Origin of the sequence: Thermogladius sp. (assembly GCF_049970955.1) — an archaeon.
Taxonomy (GTDB): domain Archaea; phylum Thermoproteota; class Thermoprotei_A; order Sulfolobales; family Desulfurococcaceae; genus Thermogladius.
Genome location: NZ_JBMFLY010000031.1, coordinates 1 through 12,170, shown reverse-complemented (window position 1 = coordinate 12,170; position 12,170 = coordinate 1). Strand labels below are relative to the sequence as shown.

The 12,170-nt window shown below is 63.8% G+C and carries 15 protein-coding genes; all 15 read right to left on the bottom strand.

Annotated elements, in window-relative coordinates; genetic code table 11:
* Positions 1–187, bottom strand: a 187-nt coding sequence (locus ACP5VX_RS04970; RefSeq protein WP_428724789.1) for a hypothetical protein, incomplete at its 3' end; no start/stop codon positions are given.
* Positions 188–191: 4 nt separating this feature from the next.
* The gene (locus tag ACP5VX_RS04965) at positions 192–662 is read right to left on the bottom strand and encodes an NADH-quinone oxidoreductase subunit B family protein (RefSeq protein ID WP_428724788.1); all 471 of its coding nucleotides are present in this window, start codon (positions 660–662) and stop codon (positions 192–194) included.
* Positions 655–1,167 (bottom strand): 4Fe-4S binding protein, encoded by a 513-nt coding sequence (locus tag ACP5VX_RS04960; protein WP_428724787.1) that lies wholly within the window; start codon positions 1,165–1,167, stop codon positions 655–657. Before ACP5VX_RS04960 ends, ACP5VX_RS04965 begins: the two co-directional genes overlap by 8 nt.
* The gene (locus ACP5VX_RS04955; protein ID WP_428724786.1) at positions 1,161–2,783 is read right to left on the bottom strand and encodes an NADH-quinone oxidoreductase subunit C; all 1,623 of its coding nucleotides are present in this window, start codon (positions 2,781–2,783) and stop codon (positions 1,161–1,163) included. Before ACP5VX_RS04955 ends, ACP5VX_RS04960 begins: the two co-directional genes overlap by 7 nt.
* Positions 2,784–3,647, bottom strand: a complete 864-nt coding sequence (locus tag ACP5VX_RS04950; protein ID WP_428724785.1) for an NADH-quinone oxidoreductase subunit H — start codon at positions 3,645–3,647, stop codon at positions 2,784–2,786.
* Positions 3,648–3,652: 5 nt separating this feature from the next.
* Positions 3,653–3,934, bottom strand: a complete 282-nt coding sequence (locus ACP5VX_RS04945; protein WP_428724784.1) for a hypothetical protein — start codon at positions 3,932–3,934, stop codon at positions 3,653–3,655.
* On the bottom strand, positions 3,931–5,448 hold the full coding sequence (locus tag ACP5VX_RS04940) for a proton-conducting transporter membrane subunit (RefSeq protein ID WP_428724783.1): 1,518 nt from the start codon (positions 5,446–5,448) through the stop codon (positions 3,931–3,933). Before ACP5VX_RS04940 ends, ACP5VX_RS04945 begins: the two co-directional genes overlap by 4 nt.
* Entirely contained in the window at positions 5,429–6,949 is a 1,521-nt protein-coding gene (locus ACP5VX_RS04935; protein ID WP_428724782.1) for a proton-conducting transporter membrane subunit, read from the bottom strand. The genes ACP5VX_RS04940 and ACP5VX_RS04935 overlap by 20 nt, the downstream gene beginning before the upstream one ends.
* 7 nt (positions 6,950–6,956) lie before the next feature.
* Positions 6,957–7,454 carry a 4Fe-4S dicluster domain-containing protein gene (locus ACP5VX_RS04930; RefSeq protein WP_428724781.1) on the bottom strand — a complete coding sequence of 166 codons (498 nt, stop codon included), beginning with the start codon at positions 7,452–7,454 and terminating at the stop codon, positions 6,957–6,959.
* Positions 7,455–7,460: 6 nt separating this feature from the next.
* Positions 7,461–8,564 (bottom strand): FAD-dependent oxidoreductase, encoded by a 1,104-nt coding sequence (locus tag ACP5VX_RS04925; protein WP_428724780.1) that lies wholly within the window; start codon positions 8,562–8,564, stop codon positions 7,461–7,463.
* Between the two features lie 136 nt (positions 8,565–8,700).
* The gene (locus ACP5VX_RS04920) at positions 8,701–10,272 is read right to left on the bottom strand and encodes a proton-conducting transporter membrane subunit (protein WP_428724779.1); all 1,572 of its coding nucleotides are present in this window, start codon (positions 10,270–10,272) and stop codon (positions 8,701–8,703) included.
* Positions 10,273–10,282: 10 nt separating this feature from the next.
* Positions 10,283–10,768: a Na+/H+ antiporter subunit E gene (locus ACP5VX_RS04915; RefSeq protein WP_428724778.1), complete on the bottom strand. Its 486-nt coding sequence runs from the start codon at positions 10,766–10,768 to the stop codon at positions 10,283–10,285.
* A 1-nt stretch (position 10,769) separates the two neighbouring features.
* Positions 10,770–11,162: a sodium:proton antiporter gene (locus ACP5VX_RS04910; RefSeq protein WP_428724777.1), complete on the bottom strand. Its 393-nt coding sequence runs from the start codon at positions 11,160–11,162 to the stop codon at positions 10,770–10,772.
* Complete coding sequence (locus ACP5VX_RS04905; RefSeq protein WP_428724776.1) at positions 11,155–11,910, bottom strand: MnhB domain-containing protein; 756 nt, start codon at positions 11,908–11,910, stop codon at positions 11,155–11,157. The genes ACP5VX_RS04910 and ACP5VX_RS04905 overlap by 8 nt, the downstream gene beginning before the upstream one ends.
* A 3-nt stretch (positions 11,911–11,913) precedes the next feature.
* Positions 11,914–12,162 carry a hydrogenase subunit MbhD domain-containing protein gene (locus ACP5VX_RS04900; RefSeq protein ID WP_428724790.1) on the bottom strand — a complete coding sequence of 83 codons (249 nt, stop codon included), beginning with the start codon at positions 12,160–12,162 and terminating at the stop codon, positions 11,914–11,916.
* Positions 12,163–12,170: the final 8 nt, after the last annotated feature.

Here is a 12,170-nt window from a genome sequence, read left to right as displayed (position 1 = left end):
CATGCTCGCGGTCCGTGACCAGCGCTCTCCCCTTGCTCACCAGCTCCCTGAAGACGTCCTCGGGGAGTACCTCCCTCGCCCTCTCCGGGCTCATCGAGGCCTCCTCTACGCAGTGGTGGACGTCAGCTATGAAGTGCCTGGGGAACGGGGGCCTGTACTCCCTCGGGGTGCACCTGTAGACTCTCACGACCTCACTCGCTGTACGCCACCTCGCTCTTGACCTTCTTCTCGACTAGGCCCTTGAAGAGGGCGACGGCGTACAGTACGCTCTCGGGCCTCACGGGGCAGCCCGGGACGTAGTAGACGCCGTCCACCTTCACCCCGCGGGCCTCGAGGACCTTGAGCAGCTCCCTCACCCCGCCTATCGTCGAGTAGGTGTCGTGCCATATACCGCCGCCGACGCCGCACGAGCCTAGCGCTATGATGTACCTGGGCCTGGGCATGGCCTCTATCGCGTTGACGACCTTGGGGAGTGCCTCGATGGTCACCGGGCCTGTCAAGAGTATCACGTCGGCCTGCCTGGGCGAGGGGACGAGCTTGACGCCGAACCTCTCCGCGTCGAACCACGGCGTGAGGGCGTCGAGCACCTCGATATCGCAGGCGTTGCACCCGCCGGTGTTGAGGTGGTAGACCCATATGCTCCTCTTGACGCTCTCAGACACCGCCCCTCCTCCTCGCGGCCGCCTTCAGCACCCTCGCCCTCCGGCACTCCGGGCACTCGCTGGCGTAGTACTCCGACACGGCGGACTTCTCGGTCACGTACTCGACCATCCTCCTCGTGGCGAACCCGCCCCCGCACTCCCGGCACTCGGCCCTCCTGTGGACCGTGTAGTTGAAGAGGTCCTCCACCCTGTCGGTGGCGAGCTCGAACTCGCGCGTGCCGACGACGGCCTTGACGGGGCAGACGTCGACGCACCTCCAGCAGAATATACACCTGCCGACGAAGTACCTTATCACGAGCCTGTCGGGGGACTCCAGGAGCTCCAGGGCGTTGGGCGGGCAGGCCCTGACGCAGGCCCCGCAGCCTATGCACTTGGACGCGTCTATCCTGATAGCCCCCCTGAACTCGCTCGTGACGAGCGGCTCCTGGTATGGGTACTTTACTGTGACCCTCCCCTTCTCCGAGGCGACGACTATCAGCTCCACCGGCTTGAGCACCCTCACCACGACGCCCCCACCTCCAGCCTCTCGACCACCCCGTCGTCCCTCACGACGACTACGCGGTCGGTGCAGGAGAAGCACGGGTCTATACTCGCGATGGTGATCGGGGCGTCCGCGAGGCGCTGGTCCCTGAGCATGACCTTCAGCGCCGGTATGTTCGCGTAGGTCGGGGCCCTGACCCTCCAGCGGTAGGGCCTCCCGTCGCCCGTGAGGACGTAGTGTACGTCGCCGCCCCTCGGGGCCTCCACGACCTGTACGCCCACTCTGCCCGGGGGTATCTCGACCTTCTCGGCCATGATCGGCCCCTTGGGCAACTTGTCGAGCAGCTGCTCTATGATCGAGACGGACTCGAAGACCTCCTCCACCCTCACGAGGACCCTCGCCATGTTGTCGCCCTCGGTGTAGACGGGTACCCTGAACGAGGCGTACTTGTAGGCGGCGTAGGGCAGGTCCCTCCGCGCGTCCTTGTCTATCCCCGAGGCCCTGGCCACGGGCCCCTCGACCCCCAGCCTCCGCGCGTCCTCCTTGGGGAGTAGGCCGGTGCCCGTCAGCCTCCTCTTTACGTTGGGGGCCGAGAAAGCGATCTCGACGACCCTCTTGAAGTCCTTGACGAGCTCCCCTAGCTCGGACAGCACCTTGCTCTTCTTCTCCTCGTTGATGTCCCTCCTCACGCCCCCCACGAGGTTGATCCCGTAGGTCTTCCTACTGCCGGTCAGCATCTCGGCCAGCACCATGGTCCTCTCCCTGACGCGCCACATGTGCATGAAGCCCGCGTCGTAGCCCAGTAAGTGGAAGGCGACTCCTAGCAGTAGCAGGTGGCTGTGGAGCCTCTCGAGCTCCAGTACTATCGACCTTATGAACTGCGCCCTCTCCGGGACGTCCACCCCCGCGGCCTTCTCCACTGCGAGGGCGTAGCACGTGCTGTGCTCGAAGCCGCATATCCCGCATATCCTCTCCGCGAGGAAGTTGACCTGCTGGTAGTTCATCCTCGACTCCGCGAGCTTCTCAATACCCCTGTGTACGTGGAACCCCCTGTACCTCACGTCTACGACCCTCTCCCCCTTGACGTAGAGCTCGAAGTACTCCGGCTCGTGCAGCGCCGGGTGGTAGGGGCCGAGCGGGACGGTGCCCACCTCCCTCCTCAGCGCGACCCTCTCGCTCCTCGCGAGCGAGACGTCGGGCCTGCTCTTGTAGTCGAAATCCTTCCTCAGGGGGTGGACGCCCTCGGGCCACCAGTAGGGGAGGACGAGCCTCTCCAGCCTCCTCCCCTCGAACCTTATACCCAGCATGTCCCAGGCCTCGAGCTCGCACCAGTCGGCCGCCGGGACCACGTCCGCGATGCTCGGCGCCACTGGGTTCTCTGGGTCTAGGTAGGACTTCAACGCTATGTAGAGGCCGCTCCTGTCGTCTGTGAACAGGTGGGTTATGGAGAAGTGGTTGTTCAAAGGCCTCTCGTCCGTCCCCACGCAAGTCCTGAAGCTCGCGCCGTACTCGTTGAAGATCTTGTCGGCTATGGGCCTCAGGTCGGAGGGGTCGACAACCAGGTGTACCGTGTCGCCGTGGACGGCCCACTTACCTCCCCGCTCCTGGGCCAGCCTCACGTACTCCTCTACCCCGGGCATCTACACCACCAGCCCCACGAAAGCGCCCGCTACGAGGACAAGGTAGAGCTTGACAAGGGACTTCAACGCCGTGTCGACTCTAGCCCTTCCCATGAGAGTCGAGGCGAGCCCGTACAACGCCCACACGCCGGCGAGTGACGCCAGGTAGGCCAGGGGGGCCAGCGGGCCGCCGGGGCCCGCGGCCATCGCCACGAGGCACAGGGGTATCAGCTGCGAGAGGGACCTCGACAAGAGGAGGTTGTAGAGGGCGAGGAACAGGGCCTTGCCGCTCAGCTCGATGAACCCCCCTGAGGCGATCTCGGGCTCGGCCTCGCTCAGGTCGAACGGGGTCCTCCGGCTGGAGACGTAGCTCGCTACAAGGACTGCGGAGAACGAGAAGCCGGCTGCCACGTAGCCCCAGAGACCCGGCCGGGACGAGAAGGAGACCGAGTAGAGGACCACTCCTAGGACCATGAAGGGCTCGTTGACGAGGGACACAAAGACTTCCCTGAAGCCTCCTATAACGCTGTACGGGTTTGGGATGATTAAATACGACAGCGCGAGCGTGGCTTGCGACGTGAGGTAGAAGACCAGGGTGTAGACGACGTACGCGGTGTTGAGCGTGGCGATGTACATGTAAGCGCTGAACACGCCTAGGGCTGTCAGGACGGCGGCCGTCGAGGAGAGGTAGAAGTAGTAGGGTATCGAGCCGAAGACGCGCGTCTCCTTCCTCAACAGCTTGAGGGCGTCGAGTAGGGTCTGGGTGACCGGCGGGCCGATCCTCGAGTGGACCCAGGCCTTCACCTTCCTCTCGACGCCGTCCATGAAGAGCGGCAGGACTAGCGTGGCGGACGTGGCGATAGTGGCTGCGAGGACCTCCTCCACGGCCATCACCTAAACAGCAGCGATGCGAGCACTACTACAACGAAGACTATACACGACCAGATGGCCGCCATGATCATGGGCTCTATCATCCTCACCTGTATCTTGTTCAAGACGACCGCCAGCCTCTCGAATACGTAGGAGACTGTGGAGAACACCCTCTCGCCCAGCCTCATGGTGAAAGACGTGACGTCTAGGAGGGTCAGCCCCCTCATCCTGAGCCTGCTCACCGCCTTCTCCTTGAGCTCCTCCAACACCCTGCCTATAGAAGACTTGAAGTAGGACGTCATAGCTCGACACCCGTAGCCCAGGGCTTCTCCTCGGGTAACGCGGCCCTCCTGAGGTGGAGCCCGATGACGAAGGGGGCGAGGGCCGCGTAGGACACGAGCACGAAGACTGCGGGGGCAGACGGCAACAGGAGCGCGAGGGCCGGGCTCGCGATTATCAGACCGGAGAGGAACCTCTCGCTGGCCACCTCGAGCCTCCCCACCTCCGGCTTCTTAAGCCCGGTCCTGGCTGGCGAGGAGGTGTAGGAGGCCACCAGCTTGACGCTGTAGATCACCGAGAGAACGCTCGAGACCACCAGGGCGGCCGCGACCACAAGCGCCCACCAAGCGGGTCCCTCGGGGGAGGCCGCCCGGCTCAGCGCAACCGTCAAGACGGCGTATATGGTGAGGGCCTTCATAGTGAAGCCGAGCGTCGGCGGGGCGCCGGCGAGGCTCATGGCCGCCACGACAGCTGGCGTAGTGGCCTCCGGGGCCACTCTGTCCACGTAGCCGAGGTCGTAAAGGTTGTGCGAGCCGGCCACCTGCTCTAGGAGCCCCGCGTTGAGGAAGCCGAGCGCCTTCGTCAAGCCGTGGTAGAAGACGTAGATGACAGCCAGCAGAGCCGTGTCCACGGGTAGTAGGCCCCTTAGGCCTAGTAGGACCGTTATCACCCCGGTGTGGCCTATGGTGCTGTAGGCGAGCAGCCTCTTCAGGTCGTCCTGGGCGGACGCGGCCAGGAAACCGTACAGCGACGAGACCAGGCCCTGGGCGACCAGGACGGCGTTGACCACCGCCGGGTACTGGAACAGGGTCTGCGTCATGAGGAGCATGAAGGCGCCCAGCTTCACGACCAGGCCGCTGAGGATGGCGGAGCCGTGCGAGGGTGCCTCCGGGTGGACGATCGGTAGCCACATGTGAATGGGGAACTGGGCTAGCTTGGCCGTGAAGCCGACCACGAGTAGCAGGGCGGGGAGGAGGCCCACGCTCGCGGGCGTCGCCGCGAGCTCGCCGAAGCTCGCTGTGAACGCCTCGTAGACGCCTGTGCGGCCCGAGACGAGCACCCAGAAGGTGAACAGGGAGAGGTCGCAGGGGAGCATGCTCAGAACTATGTACGTGACGGCCACTCTGTAGTTCTCCATCCCCCTCTCGAGCAGGATGACGAGGAGGAGGACGAGGTCCAGGGTGAACCAGGCGACGAATAGCTCGATGAGGTTGACCGAGGAGAACGCCACCTCGAGCAGGACTAGGCTGAGGTCTATGACGGCCTGAGGGTAAGAGGCCGAGCCGTACACGATCCTGTAGTAGTCCTCGTTGTGCAGGCTCACGCCGATCGAGACGAGGAAGGAGAGGACTAGGAAGAAGTACTGGAACCACAGGAGCCCGTGGGGAGCGTAGACTAGGGAGACCAGCGGCACCGCGAAGCCCGCTAGCCTCAGCGCCCTGCTGAGCCTCGGGCGCGAGTCGACCGAGAGGGCGCCCGCTAGCACGAGCCCCATTGAGAGGGCGTCGACCAGGGCCTTAAACAGGGGCTCGGGCAACGCCGGTCACCACCCTGGCGGTCTGTAGGAGGGAGACCAAGAGCGGGATCGGGAGCGTCGACACGGCCAGGGCTACAAGCCACCCCGGCCCGCCCAGGCCCTGTAGTAGGGCTGACGGGGCGAGGCTCAGCAAGCCCATCGCCAGAACCGCGGCTTCAAGCGGGGTGTTCGGTTGCTTGAACTCGAGGGGCGGCCTCCTAGACCTCATGCTCGCCGTGTACACCGAGAGGACCCTCACCCCCACTACTGCGGAGAGGGCTATGTAGAGGACGGCCCCCGCTAGAGCCGCGACCGCCGGAGGGCCGCCTCCCCCGACGACGCCGGTGAGTAGCAGGTACATCGACAGGAGCTTCGCTAGGAAACCGACCGTGCCGGGCACTCCGATGAGTGTGTACACCGCTATCAGCACTCCCAGGCTGGAGGTCCTCAGCTGTTGGGAGACGCCCGCCAGGCCCTGGATGTACCTCGTCCCGTACGCGAGCTCTATTAGCCCCATGCCGCAGAACAGGACGGTCTTGTAGCCCATCTGCATTAGCATTACGAGCACTACGGCCACCAGCAGGAGTGTGCTGGTAGGGCTGGTCAGGTACAGCGCGAGGAGCAGGGCTGTGAAGCCGTTGGTCAGGATAGTCGTGTACGCCAGCATCAACTTGCCGTCTCTCTGCCCCAGCGCCTCCAGTCCCGCGTAAGCGATGGAGGACAGGCCCATGGCCAGCAGGAGGTAGGCCAGCGACTGCGACCACGCCGTAAGGTCGACTATCTCGGTCAGCCTGAGGAGCCCGTAGAAGCCGAGGGGCGTCGTGAGGCCGCTCAACAGGGCGGACGCAGGCGAGGGCGCTGTCGAGTGGGCTCCCGGCAGCCAGAAGTGGAGGGGGAAGAGAGCCGCCTTGGCGACGAACCCGGCGAGGAGGAGGGCCAGGAGCACCGGGCTCGAGACCTCCACCACCGGGGTGGCGCCGGCGAAGGGCTGGTACAGGGCGTTCGGGGAGTATGACGAGACGATCGACGGGACCGAGAGAACGATGAGCGTGAACGCGGTTATCTCGAAAGCGGTCGTCGAGGTGAGCAGGTACCCCCTAGCAGCTCTCAGCGACCCCTCCGTCGAGTACTCCTCGCCGATCCTGACGAGCACGAAGCCGATTATCTCCATGAAGCTCCAGGCTATGACGAACAAGATGAGGTTGACCGCCAGGTAGGTCAACGATATGGAGAAGCCGAACAGCGAGACCAGCAAGGGGAGGGACCTCGGTAGCCTCTCCGCTTCAACGTAGTAGGTGGTGTAGAGCGTGACGACAACTACTAGGGCGAAGGACGTCACGGAGAGTACCAGCGACACCCAGTCGACTACCGAGTAGCTGTACAGGAGGAGCGCGGCGAAAGCGAACAGGCATGCCGACGAGAGAGCCATGAGCAACCCGGCTGGGCCGCGCCTGCCCGCCGAGAGGGCGAGGGCCAATACGCTGAGCGCCAGGGCCGGGGCAGCCGCGTAGAGGGCGTCCATACACCCGCTACCTTAACGCCTCGAACCTAGCCTTTGCCATCGACTCCGCTATCCTCTTCTTGCCGGCCTCGTAGACGATGGCCTCCTCACCGTACAGGATAGCGCCGGCCGGGCACATTGACACGCAACCCGGTGTCAGCCCCATCTCCCTCAGCGGCTTGCACAGGTCGCACTTGCTGGAGACCTTGAGGACGGGCTCCAGCTCCGGGATGCTGAACGGGCAGGCGTAGAGGCAGGCTAGGCAGCCTATGCACCTGCTCTTCTCCACGTACACCGCCCCGGACTGGTCCCTCGTCATGGCGCCGGTCGGGCAGACCTCTACGCAGGGCGCCTTCGAGCAGTGGAAGCACGAGAGGGGTATGTCCAGGCCCAGCGATGTCCTGTACACCTTGATGAACGGCCTGCCGTCGTGTAGGAAGTCGCACACCGCCTCGCACGCGCCGCAGCCTATGCAGGCCCCCAGGTCTATTACCCTAAGGTACTTGGGCTGGGGAGCGGACGCCACGCGGGCTCACCTGGCAGTCAAGGGGGCCTTAACCAGTTGCGTCTCGAGCCAGTTCTCGACGAACCTCCCCGCGTAAAGCCCGGACCTCACCGCGGGCCCGACCCTAGAGGGCCCTGTCACCACGTCGCCTGCTGCGAAGACCTTCGGGTTGCTGGTCTGGTAGATCCTGTTCACCGATATAGACCCGTCCTTCTTGAGGCTGAGGCCCAGCTTCCTCAAGACATCCTCGCTACGCGAGACCGGCGGGGTGGGTGCCTCCCCCGTCGCGAAGATGACGAGGTCTGCCTCCAGGACGAAGTCGGCACCCTCGACGGGGACCGGCTGAGGCCTCCCCGACTCGTCCGGGGGGCCCAGCCTCATCCTCTGGAACCTCACCCCCTTCGCGCGGCCGTTCTCGGCCACCACCTCGACGGGGGAGGCGAGCTCCACGAAGTCCACGCCCTCCCTCTTGACCCTCTCGACCTCGTATACGCCGGCCGGGGCCTCTCTCACGGTCCTCCTGTACACTATGGTCGCGTCGGCGCCCATCCTGCTGGCCTGCTCAGCCGCGTCGATGGCGCTGTAGCCTCCCCCTATCACGACAGCCCTCCTAGGCCTCGGTGGAGGCGACGCCGTGAAGCCTAGCTCGAAGACTCTGACCCTGTAGAGGTAGTCGAGGGCTGAGACCACCCCCTCGGAGCCCACGCCGGGCAGCCTGGGGATCTTCGACTCCCAGGTGCCCGTCGATATTAGGACGGCGTGGTAGTCGTTGACGACCTGCTCCAGCGGGACGCTCTTCTCGACCAGCATGTCTCCCTCCTCGTGCCTCACCTCTCCAGCGAACACCTTAGTCCTGGTGTAGAACCTTACGCCGAAGACCTCCTCCAGCCTCTTGACGCCTTCGAGCACCCTCTGCTTCGGGATCCTCCAGGGCGGTATTGCGAAGACCATCATACCCCCGGGGAGAGGCTGCTTGTCGAAGACGTCGACCTCGAAGCCCCGGCAGACGAGGTAGCCCGTCGCGGCGAGGCCGGCGGGCCCAGCGCCGATCACCGCGACCCTCAAATTCCTCGACGCGGGCTTGCTCCGGCAGAGGAAAGCAAAATTCATGAAGTCCAAGTAGGCCCCCATGTAAAGTTATACCGTAATGACTCTTATAAATACATTATACAAACAAAATTTTACGTGAGTCCCACTCGTTGTGTGATCAAGGAGTGGCTACTCGGGTGGGACTAACGGTATTGACTGCAACGGCAAAAAAACGGCGCTATCCGGGCAGCCCGTAGAGGCTGGTGCTCAGAGACTTGAGGTACGACGCGACGTCTCCCACGGCCTTGACCGGCTCGTAGAACACGTAGTCGAAGGCAGGCCTGCTGAAGGTGAACACTAGGCCTGCCGCGACGAGGACGGCGCTCAAGACGGCCAGCACGCTCTTCATGAGCGGCGCGTGGACGGGCGCGGGGGTCTGGGTTGGCGGGGATACGAGTAGGACGTAGAAGAGCCTCATGTAGGAGACCAGCCCTACTGCGCTTGATACCACGAACAGGACAGCCGCGGCGACGTTGTACTGGAAGAGTGCTTGGTATATCAGGAGCTTCCCCAGGAAGCCCGGTAGGGGCGGTATCCCGGCGAGCGTAAGGGTCGACACAGCGAGGGCCACGCCCGAAGGCGCTATAATCCGCCCGAGGCCCGCTATCCTGTCGAGCCTCCTCGAGGCCGCGGCCCTGATCACCGGCCCCACGGAGAGGAACAGGGTGGCCTTCGCCAGCGAGTGGACCACCGTGTAGTAGACGAAGCCCAGTACCCCTATAGGCGAGAGCGTAGCTATGCTCATGAAGACGAACCCCATGTTCATGACTGTGGAGTAGGCTATGAGCCTCTTCACGTCAGCCTGGACGGCCATTAGCAGGCCTCCCAGGAAGCTGGAGGCCAACCCCGTCACCAGGGCGATGAGCGAGACCGACTCCACGACTACCCTCACCCCGGGTAGCTGAGACGCGCTGAAGCCGAGGTACAGCACCTTGTACAGGGATACCGCCCCAGCGTTGACGACGAGCCCGCTGAGAAGGGCGGACACAGGGGTGGGGGCGGCCGGGTGGGCGTCGGGGAGCCAGAAGTGGTTGGGGAAAACACCGCTCTTGATCGTGAAGGCCCAGAGCGAGAGGGCGAGGACGAGCCCGACGGCCAGCGCGGCGTCTTCTAGCGGCCCCCCTGTCACCGCGCTGCCCGGGTAGCCCATGGCCTTGAGGCCTATGTCGACCAGGTTCAGGCTGCCGAACACGGCGTATACTATCGCGAGTGCGAGGAGGAAGCCCGTGGTCCCGAGGGCGCCGATGAAGGCGTACTTCAGGCCCGAGACGATCGAGGTGGCCCTCCACCTGTAGTACATGACGAGCCCGTAGCTGGATATCGCCGTTACCTCGATCATGACGAACAGGTTGAAGACGTCCCCCGTGTATATGACGCCGAGCAGCCCCGTCTCGGCCCCGAGCAGCATCACCAGGTACCACGGGTAGCCCGAGTCCCGTACGTACTCGTAGCTGTACACGAAGATGAGGAAGGAGAGGAACGCCGTTACCAGCGCGAGGAGGGCGTTGACCCCGTCCACCACGTAGACGATCCCGACAGGCCCCGGCCACCCTCCCGCGTTGTAGACGACGACCTCCTTGCCGGCGTAGACCTCCACGGCGACGGCCAGGCTGAGGACGAGCGCGGACAGGGAGAAGAGCGTCGCGTAGGCGAACGTGGCCCTCCTCGACTTCGTGGCGAGGTAGACGACGGGCGTTGTGAAGGCCCCCAGGACGGTGGTGAGGGGGACCAGCCCTACCAGGCTCTTCACGGTCCCACCCCTACTCGAATATCTTGAAGGCGTAGTCCTCGAACTCTGCGCTTATAGCCAGCCTCGCCTCCTCGGGCTTGGTCGAGGCGACGTCTATCCAGTTGACGTAGAACCAGCCGTCCCTCTCGTCGACCACTACCGTGCCCGGCGTGTTGGTGATCGAGACGGCTATCAGCAGCCTCCCGTACCTGCTCTTGGCGTAGACGGGTATCTTCACGATGCCCGGGTTCAGCCTCATCGTGAACACCCTCTTCACGACGTCCATGTGAGCCTTGAACTCGATCACGGTCATGTACTTCAGCGCGTAGTAGAAGAGGTGGATGTAGCGCTTGACGTCCAGCAGCTTCCTCTCGTCTGACACGAGTACTCTCGAGGCGGGGACCCCGACGAGCGCGGCGACGACCAAGCCCGTGGCTATGTCGTATGGCGTAGTGCTGCCGGTGTAGACGATGTAGAAGAGGAAGAGCCAGAGGGTGACTAGGACCTCTCTGAACACGCTACTCCACCTCCTCGAAGCCGACCAGCTCCCTCGCGGCCACGGTCTTCTTCAGCCTGTAGGCCTGAATGATCCCGAAGCCGATCAGGGCGTTCACGGCCATCCCGATGACTATGCCCGTCAATACGAGGGCCTGGGGTACGGGGTCCACCGCGTGCTTCACCAGGTACTCCAGCTGGTCGCGTGTAAGCTCCACGTAGACTGGTGGTACAGCGGGGTAGACGAGCCTGTAGCCCACCATTATGAAGAAGACGTAGACCGTGTCCGAGAAGATCGTCAGGGAGATCAGCTTCTTCGTCAGGCTCCTCCCGTAAATGATCCCGTAGACGGACACCAGGAGGTTGACTGCCAGCAGCCCCACGAGAATGCTCCACACCAGCCCGGCCTCACTCACGGTCCTCGCCCCTCTCCTCCTCGTAGAACTCCTCCTCGAAGGACAGGTAGAGGAAGACCGCAGCGAACCCGGAGGCTACGGCTATGTACTCCGACGAGTTGTAGAGGAACAGGCTGCCGCTGACGAGCTGGCCCAGGATGTAGGCGGGGTAGAACCTTATGTTTGTCACTACCTCGAGGCCCTTGAACACCGGCAGGAGAGCCACGAGGCCTATCGCCGTCAGGGCCAGCCCTCTGAGGGCGACGAGGAGGCCCGGGGTCAACCTCCTCGCGAGGAGCGCGTAGTAGGAGAATATCGGGATCGCTAGTAGGGGGGCTATAGCGAGGGTTGAGCCGCCCTGGAACCCGCCGCCCGGCGTAAGGTGGCCGTGGAGGGCTATAGAGGCGGAGACCACGACTATCAGGGCCGCCACTATCTTCGTGGAGGTCCGGGATATCTCCGTCAGCCCCACGCCCCTCTTCAGCGGTGGGGTCTTGGAGACCCTGAACACCGCTAGACCCGCCACCACGGCGAGGAAGAAGACGGCTGTCTCGTAAACCGTGTCGAGACCCCTGTAGTCCCACACAATAGCGGTCACGGCCTCCGGGCTCATCGCTGCCATGTTCCCGAAGAGGGTCTCCTCCACGTAGAAGACCCCGAGCCGTTTGATCTCGTGGGGTGGCTGTAGGCTACCGGTAGCGTAGACTACTAGGGCTAGCGCCAGCGCGAGGGAGTAGACGAGGACCAGCCCAAGCAGTCTCCTGCCCAAAGCCTACACCTCGAACCTCTCGGTTTTACTAACTATGAATATCAGCAGCCCAGAGTACACGCCGACGGAGATGGCGATGTAGGCCAACAGTATGTCTGTCGCCGCGAAGACTTGGAACAGGATGCTGTAGGCGATGCTCTGCCCAGCCGAGTAAGCCGCCGCCTTCAGTAGGTCCTTCTCCGTGACAGCCAAGTACGTGAAGAGAGTACTTAGGAGGCCCGCGAATAGTAGAGTGAGGTAGACCAGTATCACTCCTCCTC